Consider the following 24,777-nt stretch of genomic DNA (forward strand, 5'->3'; position numbering starts at 1 on the left):
AATCCTTATTCGTCGTCGTACTGCGGTCCCGCATAGTTATCAAAGCGCGACCATTGTCCGTTAAAGGTCAGACGTACCGTACCGATGGGGCCGTTACGTTGCTTACCAATAATAATTTCAGCAATCCCTTTCAGGTCGCTGTTCTCGTGATAAACCTCATCACGGTAGATGAACATGATTAAGTCGGCATCCTGCTCGATGGAGCCGGATTCACGCAGGTCGGAGTTGACCGGGCGCTTGTCGGCACGTTGTTCCAGCGAGCGGTTAAGCTGCGACAGCGCCACTACCGGCACGTGCAGCTCTTTGGCTAAAGCCTTGAGCGAGCGGGAAATCTCTGCAATTTCCAGCGTACGGTTGTCGGAGAGCGACGGGACGCGCATCAGCTGAAGGTAGTCGATCATGATAAGGCCGATGCCGCCGTGTTCGCGGGCGATACGACGAGCGCGGGAGCGCACTTCCGTCGGCGTCAGGCCGGAGGAATCATCGATATAGATGTTCCGTTTTTCCAGCAGAATGCCCATGGTGCCGGAAATACGCGCCCAGTCCTCATCGTCGAGCTGACCGGTACGAATACGGGTCTGATCCACGCGTGACAGCGACGCCAGGGAACGCATCATGATCTGTTCGGAGGGCATTTCAAGACTGAAGATCAGCACCGGCTTATCCTGCAACATCGCCGCGTTTTCAACGAGGTTCATTGCAAAAGTGGTTTTACCCATCGACGGACGCGCGGCGACGATAATCAAATCCGACGGCTGCAAACCGGCGGTTTTCTTATTGAGGTCGTCATAGCCGGTGTTTACACCGGTTACACCATCGTGCGGTTGCTGGAACAGCTGTTCGATACGCGCAACGGTAGCGTCGAGCACATCGGCAATGTTTTTTGGGCCTTCGTCTTTATTTGCACGGCTTTCGGCAATTTTAAAGACGCGGGATTCGGCAAGGTCGAGCAGATCTTCGCTGGAGCGGCCCTGCGGGTCAAAACCGGCTTCGGCGATTTCGTTCGCTACCGAGATCATTTCGCGCACAACGGCACGTTCACGCACGATGTCGGCGTAAGCACTAATGTTCGCGGCACTTGGCGTATTTTTTGACAGTTCTGCCAGGTAGGCGAACCCGCCACAGCTATCAAGCTGCCCCAGTCGCTCAAGCGATTCCGCGAGCGTGATCAGGTCTATCGGGCTACCCGACTCCTGCAGGCGCGCCATTTCGGTAAAGATATGGCGATGCGGACGGGTGTAGAAATCTTCCGCCACGACGCGCTCGGCGACGTCGTCCCAGCGTTCGTTATCCAGCATTAAACCGCCCAACACCGACTGTTCCGCTTCAATCGAGTGCGGCGGGACTTTTAACCCGGCGACCTGGAAATCACGTTCGCGGGGTTCAGTCTGTTTGTTGAAGGGTTTGTTTCCTGCCATAGTGAATGGAGTTACCGAGATAAAGAGTGGGTCGAAAGATTACCATATTTTTCTTACGGAGGGAGCATGGCAACGCGCATTGAATTCCAGAAACACGGTGGACCAGAGGTGCTTAAAGCGGTGGAGTTTACCCCCGCCGCACCTGGCGAAAATGAAATCCAGGTTGAAAACAAGGCGATTGGTATTAACTACATCGACACCTACATTCGCGGCGGTCTCTACCCACCTCCGTCGATGCCAAGCGGGCTGGGAACAGAGGCGGCTGGCGTGGTCATCAAAGTTGGCAGCGCCGTTAAACATATCAAAGAGGGCGACCGCGTGGTGTATGCGCAGTCTGCCCTGGGGGCTTACAGCTCCGTTCATAACGTCCCGGCGGACAAAGCCGCCCTTCTGCCTAATGCCATCTCTTTTGAACAGGCTGCCGCCTCATTCCTGAAAGGACTGACCGTCTTTTACCTGCTGCGCAAAACCTATGAAATCAAACCCGACGAGCAGTTCCTGTTCCATGCCGCTGCGGGTGGCGTGGGGCTGATCGCCTGCCAGTGGGCGAAGGCGCTGGGCGCGAAGCTTATCGGCACCGTCGGCAGCGCGCAGAAAGCACAGCGTGCGCTGCAGGCCGGAGCATGGCAGGTCATCAACTACCGTGAAGAGAGCATTGCTGAACGGCTAAAAGAGATCACGCACGGTCAAAAAGTGCGGGTCGTGTATGACTCGGTGGGGAAAGATACCTGGGAAGCCTCGCTGGACTGCCTGCAGCGCCGTGGTCTGATGGTGAGCTTCGGGAATGCATCAGGCGCGGTAACCGGCGTTAGCCTGGGCATTCTGAACCAGAAGGGTTCTCTGTATGTGACTCGCCCTTCCCTGCAAGGATACATCACCAACCGGGAAGAACTGGAGGAAGCCAGCAACGAACTGTTCTCGCTGATCGCCAGCGGTGTGATCAAGGTTGACGTGGCGGATGCGCAGAAATACGCCCTGACCGATGCGCAGCGCGCGCATGAGGTGCTGGAAAGCCGGGCGACGCAGGGCTCAAGCCTGCTGATCCCCTAGCCCCTAAAAAGAAATTGGGCTTCCCGTGGGAAGCCCTTTCTTTTTTTAGTTCGGCTGTATGTAGGGTACAGCTCGATGAATTCTTTAGCGGCAGTCATAGTGACAGATTCGATAAGTAAATCCTATTCTGTTCTAAGGCATGCTGCCGGAAAAGTTACAAGTATGTGACGAACCCCTCAATACCTTAGTAACGAAAGCGGTTATTGCGCTGATAACTGGGCACTTTTGGCGATTTAATCGCCCGTATCACCCATACCACCGCGACAGCCAGCAGCAACCACGGTAGCAGTTTGAGCGTCAACGCAAATAACCCGCCGATAAACATCACCACCGTCGCCACAACGATCGCCGCGAGAATGCCGAGCAGCGATATGCCCGTCACCATCAGCATCACAAAAAAGCCAATCACAAAAAGTAGTTCCAGCATGGTGTTCTCCCACGAGCCCCGAATGATGCAGAAAGCATTACAAGAATCATGCCAAACGTAACGTATTGTTCTGAAAGCAAAACGCCCCGCAACGTTGGGCGGGGCGTGGTGAATTTGACGATCTTTTAGTGAAATTTATCGCTTATCTGCCACCAGGCGCAGCGCATGCTCAAGCACTTCAATATCGGCTCCGGCTTTGTGCGCGTTCTCGCTGAGGTAACGACGCCACTGGCGCGCGCCCGGAATCCCCTGGAACAGGCCAAGCATATGGCGGGTGATATGGCCAAGGTAGGTGCCGTTGCTCAGCTCACGCTCAATATACGGATACATGGCACGCACGACCGCCACCGGATCGGTATCTGCATCTTTAACACCAAAGATCTCACGATCGACCGTCGCCAGGATACCGGGGTTCTGATACGCCTCACGCCCGACCATCACGCCATCCATATGCGCCAGATGCGTTTTCGCGTCTTCCAGAGACTTGATGCCGCCGTTAATCGACATCGTCAGGTGCGGGAAATCGCGCTTCAGCTGGTATACGCGCGGGTAGTCCAGCGGCGGGATTTCGCGATTCTCTTTCGGGCTGAGGCCGGAAAGCCAGGCTTTACGCGCGTGGATGATGAACATCTCGCACTCGCCCTTTCCGGCAACGGTATTGATGAAATCGCACAGAAATTCGTAGCTGTCCTGGTCATCAATGCCGATACGGGTTTTGACCGTCACCGGGATAGAGACGACGTCGCGCATGGCTTTGATGCAGTCCGCCACCAGCTGCGCGTTGCCCATCAGGCACGCGCCGAACATGCCGTTCTGCACGCGATCGGACGGGCAACCCACGTTCAGGTTTATTTCGTCATAGCCGCGCTCTTCGGCCAGCTTCGCGCACTGCGCCAGCGCAGCCGGATCGCTGCCGCCCAGCTGCAGCGCAACCGGATGCTCTTCTTCGCTATAGGCCAGATAGTCGCCCTTACCGTGAATAATTGCCCCGGTAGTCACCATTTCGGTATACAGCAGCGTATGGCGGGAGAGCTGACGCAGGAAGTAACGGCAGTGTCTGTCCGTCCAGTCGAGCATCGGCGCAATGGAGAAACGGTGTGCGGGGAAAGCAGTCTGTAGTTCTGACGACATGGCGAAGTTTTAAGCATCTGGTGGAAAAGGGGCGCTACTATAGCACAAAGAAAAGCCGGAGGCGCAGCGCCTCCGGTTCACGTTAAAACGTCATGCTTAACTGTGCTCCTGCGCCCCAGGTTTCGTCCTCGCCGTACAGGCCCATCAGGTCAACGTGGACGGTGTTAAATGGCGCAAAGCCAACACCGCCGGTAAAGACATTGCTGTCGTTGCCTTTCATATCCGCCCGATAACCGGCACGCACGGCGAGCCAACTGAGCGGCGTCACCTCGGCACCTACGCCAACATATTGCGAGGTATCTTCGCTTTTAAAGCCCTTGGTTTCGGTCAGATCGCCATCAGCCGTCAGGGTCAGAAGATCGGTATGCCATGCCGCACCCGCCGTGACAACAGGGCTAATTTGATAGGTATCACGCACCCCGTCCACCTCTTTGGTGTCGATATCACGCGAGAAAAGGTTTTGTCCGGTCAGGCCGACCGTCCAGTTTTCCCCGAAGTCCGCCGCAAGACCAGCATCGACGTTAAAGCCAGTATCATCATTACGGTAACGGCTGCTGTTGATGTCGCCACTGTCGAAGTTGTAAATCGAGACGGTGTAGTTATAGAGCCAGGTCTTTTGCAGCTTCGGCGTGATACCCAATGAAACCGGCACACCGCTGATATCAAACTGACGCGCGACCGTCACGCCATAGTCCGAAACGATTGCCGCGCGGCCAAAGCCTTTTGATTTTAGATTATTGGGGTTAACCGTGAGCGCGGTCGCGGGAACAGCCTCAACACCGCGCAATATGTCGATATCGCCCTGATCGATATAAGAGCTCACACGTGCACGCGCATTCGCTTTGGCCACAAAGGCGACGGAGAGCACGTCATTAGGAATACTGACGGCGATCCCCCCACCCGCTTTACCGCTGGCGGTTTTCCCTTTCAGGGAATCCAGCTGATCGGCAAGATCGCCCGCAGCGGAAGAGACCTGCTGAGAGGCAGGGCTAAGCGGATTTAAGAGATCGATGAGGTTGATGTTGTCCAGCGTGCTGCGATAGCGGCTTACATCGTCGCTGATGTCATCGATTTTATCCCGCAGGTTATCTTTGTCTGAAATCTGCGCGCCGATGGATGGCAGGATCACCGTGATACCATCGTCAGGTTTCGCTTTGGCCAGTAATGCCGGGTTGATTAATGTACCGCTGCCGTAGGTCCCTGCTGCAACGCCCGTCCCCCCCATCGCGTCACTGCGCGCTTCTGTCCAGGTATTGGCTGCTCCCGCCTGATTTGCCATAAAAAAGGAGACAGCAATGCTAACCACCGAAAATTTAAAATATTTTTTCACAGTATGCCCGTTATAGTCTGTTATGAAATAACCCCTGTCTGTTATCACCCAAACAGGAACGAACTATTGCTGTGAATAAGAAGTAAAAGACCCGCTATTTCTTTCCCTAAGTAAAATTCCCTTACGGCCTGTTGTAATTTGTGACGGCCCTCAATATTTATAGAAGAGGAAAATTATTTCCGCTCGGGTTTTCCATTGTGCGGCCCAAAAAATTGAGGAGGATGATCTACCCAGCGGTCCTCACGCGTCGCGGCATAAACCGGGTTCAGCGGATAGTAGATACGGTTTTGCTTTTTGTTGGCCTCGCCGACAACCAGCAACCGCACCTCTTCGTCGGTATTGTTAATAAAGGTATGGCAAACGCCCGTCCCGGCGGGGAACCCCACGCTGTCTCCTGGCTCAAGCTTCCACAGGTAGCCGTTTATCCAGGCCTCCGGATGCCCTTCAAGCACATAAATAAACTCTTCTTCGTCACTTTCCGCATGCGGATAAGACGTACGACGCCCTGGCGGCAAACGCTCATGATGAATACCGATGCGGCCTAAGCCCAGTCTGCGAGCAAGGGGCGCGCCGATGGAAAAAAGTTCGTTACTGTCGGGATAGGTCGAATCGTCAGCACCTTCCACATCTTGCCAGTGCTTAATACAGTCAGGTCTTTTCATGGTTAATTCCCCGAATTGCGATGCGTCAGGTATAGCACAGCCTGGTGGATCTCGGTGTTTTTACCAGAACATGATAAAGTGAGGGTTTTCCATCCTATACATCCGAGGTGCTAAATGGATAAGTCCACAAAAGAGCTGTTAGCGCAGGCCGAAAAGCTGTGTGCGCAACGCAATGTGCGCCTGACTCCGCAGCGCCTCGAGGTATTGCGCCTGATGAGCCTGCAACAGAGTGCCATCAGCGCATATGACCTGCTGGATTTGCTGCGTGCAAGCGAGCCGCAGGCAAAACCGCCTACGGTTTATCGTGCGCTGGATTTCCTGCTGGAACAAGGGTTTGTGCACAAAGTTGAATCGACCAATAGCTATGTACTCTGCCATCTGTTCGATCAGCCAACCCATACCTCAGCCATGTTTATCTGCGACCGCTGCGGCGCGGTAAAGGAAGAGTGTGCGGAAGGCGTGGAAGATATTATGCATACGCTGGCGGCTAAAATGGGCTTCGCCCTGCGTCATAACGTGATTGAAGCGCACGGGCTGTGCTCGGCGTGTGTGGAGGTGGAATCTTGTCGTCATCAGGATGAATGCCAACACGATCACTCCATTCTCGTGAAGAAAAAGCCGCGTTAACGGCAAAAGAAAAGGCGGCTCAGGGCCGCCCTCAGGGTGTACTTCCTTGTACTTTCGGGTATAGCCCGGTTACCAGCGGTAGTCGTTGCGTTTTTCCCAGTCGCCCACTTCTTTTTCCGCCTGGTCTTTTGCGTAGCCGTAACGCTCCTGGATTTTACCGACAAGCTGATCGCGTTTACCTTCAATGACGGTCATATCGTCATCCGTCAGCTTACCCCACTGTTCTTTCGCTTTACCTTTAAACTGCTTCCAGTTGCCGCCGATTTCGTCTTTATTCATCATCGTGTCCTCTTAGTTAAGCGTTGGGTCGTAACGTCCGTTACGTTCTTTTCTGCTGGACGTGATAATAATTGTAGTTAAGGATTCGGCGGTTGATTTCATATTCGGAATCTTTAACCGTCACGATATATCGTGACGGGAAGGGAGCCAGGTATTGTTTTGCCAGTGGCGGTGCCAGATGAATGCCAGCGACAGTCCGCGCAGCGACAGGAAAACCGCCAGTGCCAGCCATAAACCATGGTTGCCCAAATACGGTAAGGTCAGCAGCGTCAGGCCAAAACCTGCAGCCGCGACCGCCATGCTGTTACGCATCTCCGCGCCGCGCGTTGCGCCAATAAACATGCCGTCCAGCAGATAACACCAGACGCCCACCACCGGTAAGATCACCTGCCAGATGAGATAGTGGCCCGCCAGTTCGCGTAAAGCCGGTAACGACGTGAGTAACGCGATAATATCGCTGCCGAAACAGGCATAAATCAGTGCGAATGCCAGCGCGACCAGACCTGACTGACGGCAAGCCGCTCGCCACACCTCGCGGAGCTGGCCACTTTCACGCGCACCGTATGCCTGCCCGGAGTGCGCCTCCACGGCGTAAGCAAAGCCATCCAGCGCATACGCGGTAAACGTCAGCAATGTCATCAGTACCGCGTTGACCGCAACGATCTCAGGCCCAAGACGGGCACCAAAAACCGTTAACGCACCAAAACAGAGTTGCAGCAGGAGCGAGCGCAACATGATGTCCCGGTTCAGCGCCAGCAGCTTGCGGATGTTGCCGCGCCACGCGGTTTTCAGCATGACGAGGGAGATTCCACGCATGACCAGTACGCGCCAGACCATCCACAGTCCGATGAGAAACGTGCTGTATTCTGCAACTGCGGTTGCCAGCGCCGCGCCCCGTACGTTCATGTGCAAGCCCATCACCAGCCAGAGGTCGAGCACGATGTTCAAAAGGTTTCCCACCACCAGCAGGATGACCGGCGCACGAGCGTACTGCACGCCCAGCAGCCAGCCCAGCAGAACCAGGTTAGCCAGCGATGCGGGCGCGCTAAGCCAGCGGATTTCAAGGAAGCGACGCGCCTGCTCCAGCACCGCCTCGCTGCCGCCCACAATATGCAGCGCCAGATCAATCAGCGGCGTGCGAAACAGCACGATTAACGCGCCTGCCCCAAGCGCCAGAATGAGTGGCTGAACCAGCGCCCGCGCCAGTCGCAGCGGATCTTTCGCGCCATAGGCTTGTGCCGTAAGCCCCGTGGTACTCATGCGTAAGAAGAGCAGGAGCATAAAGAGAAAACTGGTCGCCGTTGCGCCAATCGCCACGCCGCCCAGATAAACGGGAGAATCCAGATGACCAATCACCGCAGTGTCCACCAGGCCAAGCAGGGGAACGGTGATATTGGAAAAAATCATCGGCAGTGCAAGACGCCACAATGCCTTATCAGAAGCCGTCAGCAGTGACATGAAAAATACCGGGAATGGGAAATGAGCCAGGCTACGGAGACCCGTAGCCTGTCAGGAAGAAGTTACAGCCATTCACCGTTGCGGATAACACCAACGGCCAGACCTTCAATGGAGAAGTTCTGTTCGCGCAGATCCACCACAATCGGGGAGAATTCGTTATTTTCGGGCAGCAGCTGTACGGTGTTGCCCTGTTTTTTCAGCCGTTTGACGGTCACTTCATCATCAATACGCGCGACCACAACCTGACCGTTACGTACATCCTGCGTTTTGTGAACGGCCAGCAGATCGCCGTCAAGAATGCCGATATCTTTCATGGACATCCCGCTGACGCGCAGCAGGAAATCCGCACTCGGCTTGAACATACCAGGATCGACCTGATAGTGACCTTCAATATGCTGCTGGGCCAACAGAGGTTCACCTGCGGCGACACGACCAATCAGCGGAATACCTGTCTCTTCTTCCACCAGCAGACGAATGCCGCGAGACGCGCCAGACACAATTTCAATCACACCTTTGCGCGCCAGCGCTTTCAGGTGTTCCTCGGCCGCATTTGGAGAACGGAAGCCCAGACGCTGAGCGATTTCCGCACGCGTGGGTGGCATACCCGTCTGGCCGATATGATCCCGGATGAGATCAAACACCTCTTGCTGCCTGGTCGTTAACGCTTTCATTCCGCCCCCTGGGTGTATATACAGTTATGCTGTGAGTATATACAGTCAAAGGCGATTTTGGAACCAAAAACTGCACAAAAAACCAGGGACTTAATTATTCCTCGAGGCTCATCGGAAATGTGACCAAAGCAACGTGACCCAGGTGATCGCTGCCGTGATAATCGCCAACAGCACAGCGGCAGACCCCATGTCTTTCGCACGGCCAGAAAGTTCGTGGAAATCTGAACCGATACGGTCCACAACCGCCTCAATAGCGCTATTGAGAATTTCCACTATCATCACCAAAAGAACAGAGCCGATGAGAAGTACGCGGGTAATAGCATCAACATCAAGGAAACAGGCGATGATAACCGCGACGATAGCGGCAACGCCCTCCTGGCGAAACGCGGCTTCATTGACCCATGCGGCACGGAAACCTTTCCATGAATAGCCGGCAGCTTTGATGATTCGAGTTAACCCAGTGGTATTATTGGCCATTAATAGAACCTTTTATTGGAAAAAGCGTCAGTAACTCTGGCAGCAGCGCGTTTCGCTGTAGCCTGAAGTATGACGGGTAACAACAGAAATTTTGCGCGCTTTCTGTTATCCTTGCGCCGCAATTGCATTATTAACCAGAGGCTTTACATCGTTTATGTCCGGCTGGCCACGAATTTACTACAAATTACTTAATTTACCATTAAGCGTCCTGGTAAAAAGTAAGTCTATCCCAGCAGAACCTGCGCTGGAATTAGGGCTCGATACGTCGCGCCCTATTATGTACGTTTTGCCTTATAACTCGAAGGCAGACCTGCTGACGCTTCGCGCCCAATGTCTGGCGCATGATTTACCTGACCCACTTGAACCGCTTGAAGTTGATGGCACTCTGCTGCCGCGCTACGTGTTTATCCACGGCGGGCCGCGCGTGTTTACCTATTACACGCCGAAAGAAGAGTCCATCAAGCTGTTCCATGATTATCTCGACCTGCACCGCAGCAATCCCGATCTGGATGTGCAGATGGTGCCGGTCTCAGTGATGTTTGGTCGCCGTCCGGGCCGCGAAAAAGGCGAAGAGAATCCGCCGCTGCGTATGCTCAACGGCATCCAGAAGTTCTTCGCGGTCTCCTGGCTGGGACGCGACAGCTTTGTGCGCTTCTCCCCTTCCGTTTCGCTGCGTCGTATGGCGGACGAGCACGGCACCGACAAGATCATCGCGCAAAAACTGGCGCGCGTGGCGCGTATGCACTTCGCACGCCAGCGTCTGGCTGCCGTTGGGCCTCGTCTCCCGGCGCGTCAGGATCTGTTCAACAAGCTGCTGGCCTCCAAAGCGATTGCCCGCGCAGTTGAAGACGAAGCGCGCAGCAAGAAGATTTCACACGAGAAAGCACAGCAAAACGCCATTGCACTGATGGAAGAGATCGCGGCGAACTTCTCCTACGAGATGATTCGTCTCTCCGACCGTATCCTGAGTTTCACCTGGAACCGTCTCTATCAGGGCATTAACGTCCATAACGCCGAGCGCGTACGCCAGCTGGCCCATGACGGTCATGAAATAGTTTATGTGCCCTGCCACCGCAGCCACATGGACTACCTGCTGCTCTCCTATGTGTTGTATCACCAGGGGCTGGTGCCACCGCACATTGCGGCGGGTATCAACCTGAACTTCTGGCCAGCAGGCCCGATCTTCCGCCGTCTGGGTGCGTTCTTTATTCGCCGTACCTTTAAGGGTAACAAGCTCTATTCCACCGTATTCCGTGAATATCTCGGCGAGCTGTTCAGCCGCGGCTATTCCGTCGAATACTTCGTGGAAGGCGGTCGTTCCCGTACCGGTCGTCTGCTCGATCCGAAAACCGGCACGCTGTCGATGACCATCCAGGCCATGCTGCGCGGCGGCACGCGTCCGATCACGCTGGTGCCGATCTACATTGGCTATGAACACGTCATGGAAGTGGGCACTTACGCCAAAGAGCTGCGCGGTGCGACCAAAGAGAAAGAGAGCCTGCCGCAGATGCTGCGCGGCCTGAGCAAGCTGCGCAATCTTGGCCAGGGCTACGTGAACTTTGGCGAACCGATGCCGCTGATGACGTATCTGAACAACCATGTTCCGGAGTGGCGCGAGTCTATCGACCCTATCGAAGCGGTACGTCCGGCGTGGCTGACGCCTACGGTGAACGGTATTGCTGCAGAGCTGATGGTGCGCATCAACAACGCAGGTGCGGCGAACGCCATGAACCTGTGCTGTACCGCGCTTCTGGCCTCTCGCCAGCGCTCACTCACCCGTGAGCAGTTGACCGAGCAGCTTGATTGCTACCTGAACATTATGCGCAACGTGCCGTACTCGGTTGATTCGACCGTGCCTTCTGCTACCGCGAGCGAGCTTATCGACCACGCGCTGCAGATGAACAAGTTCGAAGTCGAGAAAGACACCATCGGTGACATCATCATCCTGCCGCGCGAGCAGGCCGTGCTGATGACGTACTACCGCAACAACATCACGCATATGCTGATGTTGCCGTCGCTGATGGCGGCCATTATTACCCAGCATCGCCGCATTTCGCGTCAGGAACTGTTGCGCCATCTTGAAGCCATCTACCCGATGCTGAAAGCGGAGCTGTTCCTGCGCTGGAGTAAAGATGAGCTGGCGGTAGAACTGGATAAAATGACGGAAGAGATGCGCCGTCAGGGGCTGATTACCCTGACTAATGACGAGCTGCATATCAACCCGTCGCGTTCCCGCACCCTGCAGCTGCTGGCCGCCGGTGCGCGTGAAACGCTGCAGCGCTACGCCATCACCTTCTGGCTGCTCAGCGCGAACCCGTCGATCAACCGCGGTACGCTGGAAAAAGAGAGCCGGACGCTGGCACAGCGCCTGTCTGTTCTACACGGCATTAACGCACCGGAGTTCTTCGACAAAGCGGTATTCAGCTCACTGGTGCTGACGCTGCGTGATGAAGGGTTTATCAGCGATACGGGCGATGCTGAACCGGAAGAGACGCTCAAAATTTACCAGATGCTGGCCGAGCTGATTACCTCGGACGTGCGTTTGACGATTGAGAGCGCGACGCAGGACGAGTGATGTAAAAAAGCCGGGTGGCGCTAGCGCTTACCCGGCCTACGATCCTGCATGACATGTAAGCCCGGTAAGCGCTAGCGCCACCGGGCTTCTTTTTAGCCAAAGTAACTCATCGCCAGCCCTAAAAACAGCACCAGACCGACGTAGTTATTATTTAAAAACGCTTTAAAGCAGGCTTCACGCTCGCGTTTCGCAATCAGCTTCTGCTGATACGCGAACAGCAGTCCCGCCACCAGCACGGACCAGTAAAATTCCCAGTTCAGCCCGTTCAGGCGACCAATCGCCACCATCAGCGCCAGCACCGCCACCTGCAATATGCCGATAATCAGTTTGTCCTGACGGCCAAACAGGATCGCCGTCGACTTGACGCCAATCTTGAGATCGTCATCGCGGTCAACCATCGCGTACTGCGTATCGTACGCCACTGCCCAAAGAATATTCGCCAGGAACATCAGCCAGCAGCTGAGCGGGACAGATTCGCTAACCGCGGCAAACGCCATTGGAATCGACCAGCCAAATGCCGCGCCCAACACCACCTGCGGCAGATGGGTGTAGCGCTTCATAAACGGGTAGACCCAGGCCAGCGCCAGCGCGGCGACAGACAGCAGGATCGTCATGGTATTAAGCGTTAGCACCAGCAGGAAGGAGAGCAGCACCAGCACCACAAACAGCGTGCGCGCCTCTTTTTCCGTCACCTGGCCGCTGGGCAGCGGACGATTAGCCGTTCGCTTTACATGTCCGTCAAATTTCCGGTCTGCGTAGTCATTTACTACACAGCCTGCAGCACGCATCAGCCAGACACCGGCAACAAACACCGCCAGGATCCACAGCGGCGGCACGCCCGGCGTCGCCACCCACAGCGCCCATAACGTTGGCCACAGCAGCAGCAATGCGCCAATCGGTTTATCCGTTCGCATTAAGCGGTGATAGGCCAGCAGCTTGTTTTGCGTCAGGCTCCACTCCATTTTGTCTTCCTCTCAGTACAACGGCGATGCCGGTAAAAAAAGCTCTGTCAGTATTAACGGTTTACCACTCAGACGAAGGCGGGAACGACGCCCCCACAGGTCGGCATCACGACCAATCTCAATAAAATCTCGGGTAAGTTCAGACGAGGTGAAAAGATATCGCCCCAGCGGCGTTTTCCCCAGACGCTGCAGCGCCAGTTCCGGTCCTGACAGGGTAGACTCAGGCACCACCGTTCGCCCGGCAAGCCACGGCTCGCCGTCAGCACACAATAAAATTTCACGCAGCCAGTAGCGATCTTCTTTTGGCAGCAGCGGCAGCTCGCTGGCGATGTCATCGGCAGAGACAAACCCTTCCTGAATCATCGTCACCGTGACCGTTTTGCCCTGTTGCTCAAAACGTTTCGTCATGGAATCTTCCAGCAGCAACCAGTCCAGTTGCTCCGGGTCAAGCGCAGGTATTTGGTCGAAATAGCGCAGCGCACGCAGTTGCGTTAGCGCGGGGTGTGACATGCCAGACTCTCCGATACATAACGTAATGGCATTGTATCGCAGAAACGCGGATTGAGGGCGGTCTAACGTTATTTAGCGATCACTATCGCAACAATGGCGCAACAGCGCAGGAGAAATGTTCGTGGCAGCAATAGCGGAACTTGATTTTGGTTAAGTATCGCGCGGATAAATTGTGAGCTAATGCTGCTCTTGAGAAGGAATATCAGGAACTTAATACATGGATGACAACAAAAATAGCCCCCCTAATCGGTCTTATCATCGTCCCATCTGGGATGACGATGGCACATTTCATTATAAAGTTTTTTCTCAGCCAAAAGACAAAAACCACACGTCGGTTTGCCTTGTGCCGCCTACAAAAGTGATCCCGGTGATTTTTATTCCTGGGGTGATGGGGTCAAACTTAAAAAATGAGGATGGTGAAGTCTGGCAGTTCAGTGCAGCTTCGCTCGTGAAATTGCCATTAGCCAATGCAAAAAAAAGAAAACAACTGCTTGATCCAAAGACCACCGTCGTCGATAACTCTGGGGAAATTTTAAACGACGGTGCGGATGGGGAAGTGCGTTTTACATGAGCTACGGTGAGGCGCTTGACCGGCTGCAATACCTGCTCAGCGACGACGAGATCCTGATGGATAATTACTTTCGGGAGATACAGTTGCAAACGGCACGTCAGCGTTTTATCGGCGTCAGAATCGGTGACGAGCCTCAGGAGCAGGTGCTGAGCGAAGAAGAAGTGGCTCACGGGCACAAGTTCTTATTCCCGTTGCACGTTTTTGGTTACAACTGGCTGCAATCGAATGCGGACTCTGCGGCGTTGCTGGGCGAATATATCCGTAAGGTGCTAAGTGCGTATCACGGACGCCTGGCAGTCAACAAGGTCGTCCTGATCACCCATTCGATGGGCGGACTGGTCGCCCGCCATTACTCGGAAAATATGGGCGGGCAAGACTCAATCCTGGGTATCGTACACGGCGTCATGCCGGATCTCGGCTCACCGGCAGCTTATCGCCGCATGAAGATCGGTGAGCGTGGCATTACTGGAATGATTATCGGGGACAGTGCTGAAAAGCTGATGCCGGTGCTGGCACAGTCTCCCGGTCCGTTACAGCTTCTGCCGGGCATGGCTTATGGTCCGGGATGGCTGAAAATCAACAGTAAAGAGACTCAACTTTCTCTCCCGGTGGCCGATCCGTATGAGGAAATATATTTAAACAAAACAGCGTGGTGGCGGCTATGTGAGCAGGATTTGCTGCTGGATGATACTGACCGGGAATGGAGCGATTTTCAAGATAGAATAAAACAGGACGTATACAAATTTATTGAGAAGTTAAACGGCAAATACCACCCCCAAACCTGGCTGTTTTACGGAGCCAGCAAGAGCAACTCGTCCGATGGGTTCCTGACATGGGAAGAGCGGATCCCCCAGAGCGTTAGGGAAGCGCAGAGATACAGGATAAATGCAGCTAACCCTTTTGAACTGTCCCCGTTAAGGTCCCATCAACTAATTTCATCCGCAAGCCCCGGCGATGGGACCGTGCCGATCACCTCCGTCCGCACCTCCTCTTCCCGTATACAGGGTGTAATGGCGACAGATGTCGATCATGAAGGCGCTTACGCTGTCGATCCTGTCGATCGCTCCCGCTCGGTATACAGCGATCTCTCCGACGCCCTGGTGTTCACGGTTCGATCGGTGGTGAAGATTGTGCAGCAGGTTCCCGCCCTATGAAAAAAGACACCTCCCCCCTGATTGTCACGCTGACGCTCCTGCTGCTGGCGGCAGGATATTACATCCATAACTATGTGACATTCGTGCATGCGCCCCCGGCGTTAACGGACATGGAAAAACGTATGGTTAATACTCTTTTTGCCACCACCAAATCCCAGTGCGTGGGGCGCTATGTGGTTGAGGTTCCCGCCTCATTCGAAAACACCCTGACTGACCGGGTACAGATTAATGAGATCCGCATCAGCAGCAAGCGGCTCTACCGTCCGGCGTTTGAGCAGCGTATCCGGTTGCGGGAACAGAAACTGAAAAACAGCGCGACCGTGGACCCTGTAGATCAGCCATTTCTCAAGCAGATATACAAGCTGAGGGATAATGCGGTGATTTTTGACCGCAACAGAAATGAAAGTGTGGCGGGTTTTGGGCGCATTCTGGAAGGCCATCTGTACGTTGACGGTGTAGCATTCATCCTTACTTCTGAAATCAGAGATGTATCGGACCCCAAATACAGGAAAGACAGGATTGATTATTTAAACGGGGGGATGAAAGAGCATCAACTCAATACTAAACCCCAGAAACTGGCAGAATTACAGGACCTCATGTCCCGACTGAGCGGACGGCGTGACGAGGATATTCCTTCCGCGCCCGGCACCTGCATTCCGCAAGGGTTTATCCGCGACGGAAACGGAAAGCCTAAGGAAGATATTACCTTTGTATATCCACATAATCCGGTCTTTTCCCTGTCGGTTTCCACTAATACCTATCTTGGCGATCCAGCGAGTATGCTGGAGCGAAGTGATGAGATCCAGCCCTACCTGACCCGGATCAATGCGAAGACTCTGCGTAAGTCAAAAACAGAGATTGCAGGATTTGAGGCTGATGAATGGTTAAATACCGCACCATCAGAAAAATCTCCTGGCAACCCGTCCGGGCAGCTGCTTTTTAACGTGATAGCTAATGAAAAGGTGGTCGATTTTCGGCATCCAATTATCGATGTGACATTGAGCAATCATACCCTGCCCCCCCGGCCTACAGCGATGCTGAACTGGTGGAGATCTGGGATCGCATCATTCGTTCTTTCCGCGTCAGGGATAATGCGTTCTGAACAGATTGCCCCTGAGTAGTGGCAAAAAAAGTGCGCCCACTCAGGCGCACTAAACTACTAACAAATCAGCACTGCGGGGAAACGGTTACCCCTTGCCTTTTACACTGCTGATAAAGGTGGAACGGGCAGTGGTTGAACCTAAACGTTCGGCCTCATCAAGCAGCTTCAGCGCTTTGTCGACATCGCCGCGCTTCACTGCCTGCTTAATGGCATTATTGAAATACGCTTCGGTGTCGTTAAGTACCGGCTCAGATGGCTTCGTTGGTGCTGGTGCAGGGGCCGATGAAGCCGCAGCAGCAGGTGCGGCATAGACTGGCGCTGCGGTGTTTCCTACCGTCACAGGGCCCGGGCCGGATGAGCCGAAAAGTGGGCCGACAAGTACACTTGACGCACTGTTGGTAGAGACTTTCAGTTTGACCAGACCATCAGTGGTATGACGAGCAAGCGGGTCCGGAATATCCGGGACAGAGTTTCCGGTGCCTTTCGCGTAGGCTTTCGCCGGGTCAACCAGCTTTGTCGTCTTCTGCAAATCTTTTTCTGTTGTGAATACCAGGACGTAAATCTTCTGCTGTCCCAGAGCTGGCGTCAGGCGCATTACGCCTTCCAGTCGGTCAGCGCTCATTACGCCCGGTTCCTGATAGCTAAAATAGTCGCTCGGGAAGTAGGCTGATGGCGTCATGTTTTGATCGAGGATCAGAACGTTAGGCGCGAATACGCTGGTTTGCTTGTTCACTTCGCTGGTCAGCGTCAGGGTCAGTTCGCCAATATTGGCTGGCACGCTAAAAGCCGCAACCGGGCCGCTGATACCAGGCACGTTCAGGGATTGACCACCGGCAGAAAGCTGAGTGGTTTGTACTTTTGATTGATCAACTGGCGTCCACACCAGCTGCTGGAGTGCCGCCGCCGGAATCGCTGGCGCAGCACTGGTATTTTGAGGAACGAAATTGACGTCTGCAAAGGTGACAGCCGGAACACAGGCCAGCAGCCCCGCAGAGAGGCACAGCGCGACGAGACTTTTCTTCATTTTCATTGTTATTACCTCTAATAGCGTGAGCACTGCGGTGGCCAGGCAATAGCGCGCAGCACCCTAAGGAGAGAGGGGCTCACGCCCCTCTTTTTAGGTCATTACGTCAGGTCTAACGAATTACCACCAGATTTCCATCTGGGCACCGAAGGTCCACTCATCGTTGTCGCCACGGCTGAAGGTTTTCGCGGAGGTGTCGCTATACGCTACGCCAGAGGTGTAGCCGGTATCGCCATTGTTCGCGTAGCCCCATTTCTCATCCCACTTCGCGTAGGTTGCGAAGACACGGATAGCCGGACGAGACCAGATGCTGTCGCCTGCCTGCCATTGCTGTGCCAGGGTGATTTTGTATTGGCTGTTTTTGTCGTCAGTTTTCTGAGATTTGACGTTGTCGTAGCCCACTTCCAGCAGGGTGCTCATGATCGGCGTCCATTTGAACATTGGACGAACGCCCACGGTCCACCACTCGGTGCCGTTGTTGTTGTCACGATCGATGTTCTGGTACATACCGACGTACATCAGGTCCCAACGGTCTGCCAGGGTGATTGCACCGTGGTCCAGCACACGCCACATGGAGCCGTCGTTATCAATGCTGCCGCCTTGTGGAATACCTTTACCGTTTGAGGTCATGGAGTCCGTACCGTACTGCAGAACGAACTTGTTGAAGCCCTTCATCATGCTCTGGGTGTGTTCAGCGGTGAACAGCCAGCCATCTTTAGAGGCGCCAGGCTGCAGGTAATAATCGTCTGGAATGTTGGTGTGACCGTAATCAACACCCAGCTCCAGCGTACCGCCCGGGTTGGTTTCCAGACCCGCTAAACGGACATCGAAGACATCGTTTGGCACGACGTTGTCGTATACGCGGTCACCGTTCTCATCACGATCGGCGAAGGTCGCAGAACCGCCGGACTCAGAAGAACGGGTTGCAGCCAGAGACAGTTTACCGAAGCCCAGATCGATGTTTTCGATACCCGCACCAGGACCAGAAATATCCCAGTAGTAGAAGTCGATCATGTGGACGTCATGACGTTGATAGAAACGCTTACCGGCCCAGATGGTGGAGCCAGGCAGCCATTCAATCAGGTTTTTACCCTGCACGTTAGCTTCACGGAAGGCCGGGCTGGTGGATTCCCAGTCGTTCTGCTGAGAAACGGAATACGCGACGTTAGTGTCGAAATAGAAGCTCTTATCGCCTTCTTTCCACACTTCCTGGCCAAGTTTCAGCTCGGCGTAGGTTTCACATTCGTTACCGAGACGGTATTTACTTTGTGCACCTGTTGCCTGGAAACATTGTTGTTCACCGCCACTCCCGGTCCAGCCAATGCCGGAACGAGCATAACCTTTAAAGTCCACGGCGCCTGCCTGGGCAGACAGGATGCCTGCCGCAACGGCGATTGCCAGAGGGACTTGTTTGCGCAGAGTAATCATCATTCTATCTCCTGAGATCATTGCTTTTCTTTGAACACTTCACCTGTCGGTTTCGTGTCTTCTTTTGGGAATGCTTAAACGCCTGGCTCTTTATGCAACCGACGACATGCAGTGCCATCCTCACGGAACAGATGACAACGCTCTGGCGGCAAGCCGATAGCGAATTTGGCACCCTCTTCTACCAACACCACGTCATTCTGGCGGTAGACCAGGTTCTGACGGATGGCGGGGATCTGGATATGAATCTGTGTTTCGTGACCAAGCTGTTCGACGACCTGAACGTCACCTTCCAGGGTCACATCGGCGATGTGGCTTGGCAGTAAATGTTCAGGACGAATACCCAGGGACATGTTTGCCCCGACCTGTACGTTGGCGCTGTCGACCGGCAGCCAGACCTGCTGACGGTTTGGCAGCTCCACCTGTACCTGTTCAATGGCTGTCGCGGTCACTTTAACGGGCAGGAAGTTCATCTTTGGCGAGCCAATAAAGCCCGCAACAAAGCGGTCTGCCGGGTAGTGGTACAGCTCCAGCGGTTTACCCACCTGCGCCACGCGGCCAGCATCCAGCACCACGATTTTGTCCGCCAGGGTCATCGCTTCGACCTGATCGTGGGTGACGTAAATCATCGTGCGGCCAAGACGCTTGTGCAGACGGGAGATTTCGATACGCATCTGGACGCGCAGGGCGGCATCCAGGTTTGAGAGAGGTTCATCGAGCAGGAACACGCGCGGCTCTGCCACCAGCGTACGGCCGATTGCCACACGCTGACGCTGACCGCCGGAAAGCGCTTTCGGCTTACGCTCCAGCAGATGAGCCAGCTGCAACACTTCCGCTACCTGCGTCACGCGCTGGTTAATGACATCTTTCTTCGCGCCGGCCAGCTTCAGGCCAAAGGACATGTTCTCGGCAACGGAAAGGTGGGGATAAAGTGCATAAGACTGGAACACCATACCGACGCCACGTTCGGCAGGTGGGATGTCGTTCATTCGGGTATCACCGATCAGCAAATCGCCGCTGGTGATGGTTTCAAGACCGGCAATCATACGCAGCAGAGTAGATTTACCACAGCCTGATGGGCCAACAAACACCACGAACTCACCTTCGTTGATGTCCAGATTGATGTCTTTCGACACCACTACGTCGCCCCAGGCTTTCGTTACATTACGCAGCTGTACGCTCGCCATGCCCTTCTCCCTTCGTTACAACCTGTCACCGACAGAAACATTCAAGATAAGTTCACTATGGGGTATCCATTACTTTCGTGAATCCTCCACCCCCCGGCTTTTTTATGGGGGAGGAGGCGGGAGGATGAGAGAGCAGGCTCTGCGACCGCGGCTGGGTGGCTGAGGCAAAATTCGTGAAGCCACCTGCAAAATTCGGTGGGTTTTTATGTGCGCCAGCACTCATAACTTAAATTTATGCAACCGGGATCACACAAACGGGGGGTGGGGCGTAGGGGCTGGGAGGATGGAAAGAGGATGTCAAATAAGGAGACTGAGTCACGTTGAACCACCTCAGTGTATCCACGAGCACATCACCAAAAAAGGATGGCAGATATGAAGATCAAGACTGGCGCACGCGTTTTCGCATTGTCCGCCCTGGCAGCAATGATGATTTCCGCACCGGCTCTCGCCAAAATTGAAGAAGGTAAGCTGGTTATCTGGATTAACGGCGATAAAGGCTATAACGGCCTGGCCGAAGTGGGTAAGAAATTCGAAAAAGATACGGGCATCAAAGTCACCATCGAACATCCGGACAAACTGGAAGAGAAATTCCCGCAGGTTGCGGCGACCGGCGATGGCCCGGACATCATCTTCTGGGCGCATGACCGTTTCGGTGGTTACGCACAGTCTGGTCTGCTGGCTGAAGTGACCCCAGATAAAGCCTTCCAGGACAAGCTGTTCCCGTTCACCTGGGACGCCGTTCGCTATAACGGCAAGCTGATCGCTTACCCAATCGCGGTTGAAGCGCTGTCTCTGATTTACAACAAAGACCTGGTACCAAATCCGCCGAAGACCTGGGAAGAGATCCCTGCCCTGGATAAAGAGCTGAAGGCGAAAGGTAAATCCGCCCTGATGTTCAACCTGCAAGAGCCGTACTTCACCTGGCCGCTGATTGCTGCCGACGGCGGTTACGCGTTCAAGTTTGAAAACGGCAAATATGACGTGAAAGACGTGGGCGTGGACAACGCGGGCGCGAAAGCGGGTCTGACCTTCCTGGTTGACCTCATCAAGAACAAACACATGAACGCGGATACTGACTACTCCATCGCGGAAGCGGCGTTCAACAAAGGCGAAACCGCGATGACCATCAACGGTCCGTGGGCCTGGACCAACATCGACAAGAGCAAAATCAACTACGGCGTGACGCTGCTGCCAACCTTCAACGGCAAGCCGTCTAAACCGTTCGTGGGCGTGCTGAGCGCAGGCATCAACGCCGCCAGCCCGAACAAAGAGCTGGCGAAAGAGTTCCTGGAAAACTACCTGCTGACCGATCAGGGTCTAGATGAAGTGAACAAGGACAAACCGCTGGGTGCCGTTGCGCTGAAATCCTTCCAGGATCAGCTTGCGAAAGATCCACGCATCGCGGCCACCATGGATAACGCCCAGAAAGGCGAAATCATGCCGAACATCCCACAGATGGCCGCGTTCTGGTACGCCACCCGTACTGCGGTGATCAACGCTGCAAGCGGTCGCCAGACCGTTGATGCCGCGCTGAAAGATGCACAGGGCCGTATTACTAAGTAATGCCGTAGTCCCCTCTCCCTGTGGGAGAGGGTTAGGGTGAGGGTTGTCGCTTTCCGCACGCCCTCACCCCGGCCCTCTCCCCCAGGAGAGGGAGAAAAGATCACACGTTGTAGAGGAAGAACCCCATGGATGTCATTAAAAAGAAACACTGGTGGCAAAGCGACGCGCTGAAGTGGTCAGTGATAGGTCTGCTGTGCCTGCTGGTGGGTTACCTTGTTGTTTTAATGTACGTACAAGGGGAATATCTGTTTGCCATCATGACGCTGATTTTAAGCTCTGCTGGCCTGTATATTTTCGCCAACCGTAAAGCCTACGCCTGGCGCTATGTCTACCCTGGCGTGGCAGGAATGGGGCTGTTTGTTCTCTTCCCGCTGATCTGTACCATCGCCATTGCGTTTACCAACTACAGCAGCACTAACCAGCTCGCGCAAGAACGCGCAACGCAGGTGCTTCTGGACCGCTCTTATCAGGCGGGGAAAACCTTCAACTTCGGCCTGTATCCTGCGGGTGACGAATGGAAGTTAGCACTCACTGATGGAGAGAGCGGCAAAAACTATATTTCCGACGCATTCAAATTTGGTGGCGAGCAAAAGCTGGCCTTAAAAGAGGCTGCGGCCCTGCCGGAAGGTGAACGTGCCAATCTGCGCGTGATTACGCAAAACCGTCAGGCGCTGACCCAGATCATCGCCGTGCTGCCAGACGAAAGCAAAGTGACCATGAGCTCGCTGCGCCAGTTCTCCGGCACGCAGCCGCTGTATACACTTGCGGATGACGGCACTCTGACCAACAACCAAAGCGGCGTGAAATATCGTCCGAATAACGACATTGGTTTCTATCAGTCCATTACTGCCGACGGCAAATGGGGTGATGACAAGCTCAGCCCGGGCTATACCGTCACCATCGGCTGGGACAACTTTACCCGCGTGTTTACCGACGAAGGCATCCAGAAACCGTTCTTCGCCATCTTCGTCTGGACGGTCGTTTTCTCGGTCCTGACCGTGATCCTGACCGTCGCCGTCGGCATGATACTGGCCTGTCTCGTCCAGTGGGAATCCCTGAAGGGCAAAGCGATTTACCGCGTGCTGTTGATTCTGCCGTACGCCGTACCGTCGTTTATCTCGATTCTGATTTTCAAAGGGCTGTTCAACCAGAGCTTCGGTGAAATCAACATGATGCTGAGCGCCCTGTTCGGCATCAAACCGGCCTGGTTCAGCGACCCGACCACCGCCCGCTCGATGATTATCATCGTGAATACCTGGCTGGGTTATCCGTACATGATGATTCTGTGCATGGGGCTGCTGAAGGCCATCCCGGACGACCTGTACGAAGCCTCGGCGATGGACGGCGCGGGCCCGTTCCAGAACTTCTTCAAGATTACGCTGCCGTTGCTCATCAAGCCGCTGACGCCGCTGATGATTGCCAGCTTCGCCTTTAACTTTAACAACTTCGTACTGATTCAGCTGTTGACTAACGGTGGTCCAGACCGTCTCGGTACGACTACGCCAGCAGGCTATACCGACCTGCTCGTGAGCTACACCTACCGCATCGCCTTCGAAGGCGGCGGCGGTCAGGACTTCGGCCTGGCGGCAGCGATTGCCACCCTGATCTTCCTGCTGGTAGGCGCACTGGCGATTGTGAACCTGAAAGCCACACGTATGAAATTCGACTAAGGAGGGCACTGATTATGTCTATGGTCCAACCCAAATCACAGAAGCTGCGCCTTCTCGCGACGCACTTAGGCCTGCTGATTTTCATCGCGGCGATCATGTTCCCGCTGCTGATGGTTATCGCCATCTCCCTGCGTTCGGGTAACTTCGCGACCGGGAGCCTGATCCCGGATGAAATATCCTGGGAGCACTGGAAGCTCGCGCTGGGCTTCAGCGTGGAACACGCGGATGGCCGTGTCACGCCGCCGCCGTTCCCGGTGCTGCTCTGGCTGTGGAACTCGGTGAAGGTTGCGACCATCACCGCGATCGGCATCGTGACGCTCTCCACGACCTGCGCTTACGCCTTCGCCCGCATGCGCTTCCCGGGCAAAGCGACGCTGCTGAAAGGGATGCTGATTTTCCAGATGTTCCCGGCCGTACTGTCGCTGGTGGCGTTATATGCCTTGTTTGACCGTCTGGGCCAGTACGTGCCGTTTATCGGTCTGAACACCCACGGCGGCGTGATCTTCGCCTACCTTGGCGGTATCGCACTGCATGTGTGGACAATCAAAGGCTATTTCGAAACCATCGACGGCTCGCTGGAAGAAGCGGCCGCGCTGGATGGGGCAACCCCGTGGCAGGCGTTCCGTCTGGTGCTGTTGCCGCTGTCGGTGCCGATTCTGGCGGTGGTGTTTATTCTGTCGTTTATCGCTGCGATCACCGAAGTACCGGTTGCCTCACTGTTACTGCGTGATGTGAACAGCTACACCCTGGCCGTCGGTATGCAGCAATACCTCAACCCGCAAAACTACCTGTGGGGCGACTTTGCCGCGGCGGCCGTACTTTCTGCCATCCCGATTACCGTGGTGTTCCTGCTGGCCCAGCGCTGGCTGGTGAATGGCCTGACGGCGGGCGGTGTGAAAGGTTAAGTTTCATTTGTTATGCCACTGCAACCCTCAACTTTAGACGTATTGTATTGACCCAACTTGTGACTGTTGTTAGGCGGCCTCCGGGCCGCCATTTTTTTATTCGCGTTTCAGCCGCTTCGAGTTGCACAGCCAGAGGGTGATCACCAGCAGCAGGATCGCCGCCGAGTAGATCAGCACGTCGAGCGGGGATTTATGATCGACGATGATCAGCCGCACTATCGCGGTGATCCCAATGTAGACAAAGTAACGCAGCGGGAAGTGAAAGCCGGACTGAAAGTATTTCACAATCAGGGCGATAAATTCGAAGTAGAGAAAGTAGACCACCAGTCCTTCCACCAGCGCATATTTGCTGGTTTGTTCAGGGGCGAACAGTACATCCGCCAGATGCACCGTCTCTTTGCCGAGAAAGACGACCAGTATCAGGCCAAGGCTCAGCAGACCGAGGTTCAGCACGGTCTGGAGGATCGTTGAGATAAACTCAACGCGCGGACGCGTCAGGGATGTCATACAGCACCTCATTCTCCAGGGCGAGGTTCCTGTATAACGCAAAAATGTGACGGGGATCTATATTTTTTGTTTATGTTTTGTTCGCATGAGCA

23 protein-coding genes and 2 pseudogenes are annotated in these 24,777 nt (G+C 54.7%); 9 read left to right on the forward strand and 16 right to left on the reverse strand.

Annotated features, from left to right (window positions below; translation table 11 throughout):
* Nucleotides 1-5: 5 nt before the first annotated feature.
* Nucleotides 6-1,418, reverse strand: coding sequence for a replicative DNA helicase (gene dnaB / locus KW829_RS21595; protein WP_042718383.1), 1,413 nt, complete (start codon nt 1,416-1,418; stop codon nt 6-8).
* A 66-nt stretch (nt 1,419-1,484) separates the two neighbouring features.
* Here dnaB and KW829_RS21600 point away from each other — a divergent pair, with 66 nt between their 5' ends.
* Entirely contained in the window at nt 1,485-2,468 is a 984-nt protein-coding gene (locus tag KW829_RS21600) for a quinone oxidoreductase (RefSeq protein ID WP_218309054.1), read from the forward strand.
* 184 nt (nt 2,469-2,652) lie between these two features.
* On the opposite strand, the gene pspG is transcribed toward KW829_RS21600, so the two are convergent.
* From pspG to KW829_RS21620, 4 genes are all read right to left on the reverse strand, one after another.
* The gene (pspG, locus tag KW829_RS21605; RefSeq protein ID WP_109492555.1) at nt 2,653-2,895 is read right to left on the reverse strand and encodes an envelope stress response protein PspG; all 243 of its coding nucleotides are present in this window, start codon (nt 2,893-2,895) and stop codon (nt 2,653-2,655) included.
* A gap of 135 nt (nt 2,896-3,030) precedes the next feature.
* On the reverse strand, nt 3,031-4,026 hold the full coding sequence (gene dusA, locus KW829_RS21610) for a tRNA dihydrouridine(20/20a) synthase DusA (protein WP_218309056.1): 996 nt from the start codon (nt 4,024-4,026) through the stop codon (nt 3,031-3,033).
* A gap of 82 nt (nt 4,027-4,108) precedes the next feature.
* Nucleotides 4,109-5,356, reverse strand: coding sequence for a conjugal transfer protein TraF (locus tag KW829_RS21615; protein ID WP_211449500.1), 1,248 nt, complete (start codon nt 5,354-5,356; stop codon nt 4,109-4,111).
* Between the two features lie 173 nt (nt 5,357-5,529).
* Nucleotides 5,530-6,018 (reverse strand): cupin domain-containing protein, encoded by a 489-nt coding sequence (locus KW829_RS21620; protein ID WP_089598613.1) that lies wholly within the window; start codon nt 6,016-6,018, stop codon nt 5,530-5,532.
* A gap of 114 nt (nt 6,019-6,132) precedes the next feature.
* On the opposite strand from KW829_RS21620, the gene zur reads away from it, so the two are divergent.
* Nucleotides 6,133-6,645 carry a zinc uptake transcriptional repressor Zur gene (zur, locus tag KW829_RS21625; protein ID WP_218309057.1) on the forward strand — a complete coding sequence of 171 codons (513 nt, stop codon included), beginning with the start codon at nt 6,133-6,135 and terminating at the stop codon, nt 6,643-6,645.
* Between the two features lie 69 nt (nt 6,646-6,714).
* On the opposite strand, the gene KW829_RS21630 is transcribed toward zur, so the two are convergent.
* From KW829_RS21630 to KW829_RS21645, 5 genes and pseudogenes are all read right to left on the reverse strand, one after another.
* Nucleotides 6,715-6,924 (reverse strand): CsbD family protein, encoded by a 210-nt coding sequence (locus KW829_RS21630; protein WP_014830284.1) that lies wholly within the window; start codon nt 6,922-6,924, stop codon nt 6,715-6,717.
* Between the two features lie 49 nt (nt 6,925-6,973).
* Nucleotides 6,974-7,048, reverse strand: a pseudogene (locus tag KW829_RS23080) (hypothetical protein); the annotation flags it as partial.
* Complete coding sequence (gene dinF, locus KW829_RS21635; protein ID WP_218309058.1) at nt 7,045-8,382, reverse strand: MATE family efflux transporter DinF; 1,338 nt, start codon at nt 8,380-8,382, stop codon at nt 7,045-7,047. The gene dinF and the pseudogene KW829_RS23080, both read right to left, overlap by 4 nt.
* 62 nt (nt 8,383-8,444) lie before the next feature.
* Complete coding sequence (lexA, locus tag KW829_RS21640; protein ID WP_089598610.1) at nt 8,445-9,053, reverse strand: transcriptional repressor LexA; 609 nt, start codon at nt 9,051-9,053, stop codon at nt 8,445-8,447.
* Between the two features lie 108 nt (nt 9,054-9,161).
* On the reverse strand, nt 9,162-9,530 hold the full coding sequence (locus tag KW829_RS21645; RefSeq protein ID WP_014830281.1) for a diacylglycerol kinase: 369 nt from the start codon (nt 9,528-9,530) through the stop codon (nt 9,162-9,164).
* Between the two features lie 154 nt (nt 9,531-9,684).
* On the opposite strand from KW829_RS21645, the gene plsB reads away from it, so the two are divergent.
* On the forward strand, nt 9,685-12,105 hold the full coding sequence (gene plsB / locus KW829_RS21650; protein ID WP_089598609.1) for a glycerol-3-phosphate 1-O-acyltransferase PlsB: 2,421 nt from the start codon (nt 9,685-9,687) through the stop codon (nt 12,103-12,105).
* A 92-nt stretch (nt 12,106-12,197) separates the two neighbouring features.
* Here plsB and ubiA read toward each other — a convergent pair whose 3' ends face one another.
* Complete coding sequence (gene ubiA / locus KW829_RS21655; protein WP_042718873.1) at nt 12,198-13,067, reverse strand: 4-hydroxybenzoate octaprenyltransferase; 870 nt, start codon at nt 13,065-13,067, stop codon at nt 12,198-12,200.
* Between the two features lie 12 nt (nt 13,068-13,079).
* The gene (gene ubiC / locus KW829_RS21660) at nt 13,080-13,577 is read right to left on the reverse strand and encodes a chorismate lyase (RefSeq protein WP_089598607.1); all 498 of its coding nucleotides are present in this window, start codon (nt 13,575-13,577) and stop codon (nt 13,080-13,082) included.
* Nucleotides 13,578-13,794: 217 nt separating this feature from the next.
* On the opposite strand from ubiC, the gene KW829_RS21665 reads away from it, so the two are divergent.
* From KW829_RS21665 to KW829_RS21675, 3 genes and pseudogenes are all read left to right on the forward strand, one after another.
* On the forward strand, nt 13,795-14,148 hold the full coding sequence (locus KW829_RS21665; protein ID WP_218309060.1) for a hypothetical protein: 354 nt from the start codon (nt 13,795-13,797) through the stop codon (nt 14,146-14,148).
* Nucleotides 14,145-15,302: a hypothetical protein gene (locus KW829_RS21670; RefSeq protein ID WP_218309061.1), complete on the forward strand. Its 1,158-nt coding sequence runs from the start codon at nt 14,145-14,147 to the stop codon at nt 15,300-15,302. Before KW829_RS21665 ends, KW829_RS21670 begins: the two co-directional genes overlap by 4 nt.
* 122 nt (nt 15,303-15,424) lie before the next feature.
* Nucleotides 15,425-16,404 (forward strand): annotated as a pseudogene (locus KW829_RS21675) (T6SS immunity protein Tli4 family protein).
* Nucleotides 16,405-16,489: 85 nt separating this feature from the next.
* Here the strand turns inward: KW829_RS21675 and malM are convergent.
* The 3 genes from malM to malK all read right to left on the reverse strand — a co-directional run bounded on the left by malM (nt 16,490) and on the right by malK (nt 20,040).
* Nucleotides 16,490-17,434 (reverse strand): maltose operon protein MalM, encoded by a 945-nt coding sequence (gene malM / locus KW829_RS21680; protein ID WP_089598606.1) that lies wholly within the window; start codon nt 17,432-17,434, stop codon nt 16,490-16,492.
* 114 nt (nt 17,435-17,548) lie between these two features.
* Nucleotides 17,549-18,859, reverse strand: a complete 1,311-nt coding sequence (locus tag KW829_RS21685; protein ID WP_218309063.1) for a maltoporin — start codon at nt 18,857-18,859, stop codon at nt 17,549-17,551.
* 71 nt (nt 18,860-18,930) lie between these two features.
* Nucleotides 18,931-20,040, reverse strand: coding sequence for a maltose/maltodextrin ABC transporter ATP-binding protein MalK (gene malK, locus KW829_RS21690; protein ID WP_218309064.1), 1,110 nt, complete (start codon nt 20,038-20,040; stop codon nt 18,931-18,933).
* A 372-nt stretch (nt 20,041-20,412) separates the two neighbouring features.
* Here malK and malE point away from each other — a divergent pair, with 372 nt between their 5' ends.
* The 3 genes from malE (at nt 20,413) to malG (ending at nt 24,178) form a co-directional block, all read left to right on the forward strand.
* Nucleotides 20,413-21,603: a maltose/maltodextrin ABC transporter substrate-binding protein MalE gene (gene malE / locus KW829_RS21695; RefSeq protein WP_089598604.1), complete on the forward strand. Its 1,191-nt coding sequence runs from the start codon at nt 20,413-20,415 to the stop codon at nt 21,601-21,603.
* Nucleotides 21,604-21,728: 125 nt separating this feature from the next.
* Nucleotides 21,729-23,273 carry a maltose ABC transporter permease MalF gene (gene malF, locus KW829_RS21700; protein ID WP_089598603.1) on the forward strand — a complete coding sequence of 515 codons (1,545 nt, stop codon included), beginning with the start codon at nt 21,729-21,731 and terminating at the stop codon, nt 23,271-23,273.
* A 14-nt stretch (nt 23,274-23,287) separates the two neighbouring features.
* The gene (gene malG, locus KW829_RS21705; RefSeq protein ID WP_042716434.1) at nt 23,288-24,178 is read left to right on the forward strand and encodes a maltose ABC transporter permease MalG; all 891 of its coding nucleotides are present in this window, start codon (nt 23,288-23,290) and stop codon (nt 24,176-24,178) included.
* Between the two features lie 96 nt (nt 24,179-24,274).
* Here the strand turns inward: malG and psiE are convergent, their stop codons facing one another.
* Nucleotides 24,275-24,685, reverse strand: coding sequence for a phosphate-starvation-inducible protein PsiE (psiE, locus tag KW829_RS21710; RefSeq protein ID WP_000202963.1), 411 nt, complete (start codon nt 24,683-24,685; stop codon nt 24,275-24,277).
* Nucleotides 24,686-24,777: the final 92 nt, after the last annotated feature.

The sequence above is a fragment of the Enterobacter sp. ENT02 genome (assembly GCF_019219165.1).
GTDB lineage: Bacteria > Pseudomonadota > Gammaproteobacteria > Enterobacterales > Enterobacteriaceae > Enterobacter > Enterobacter mori.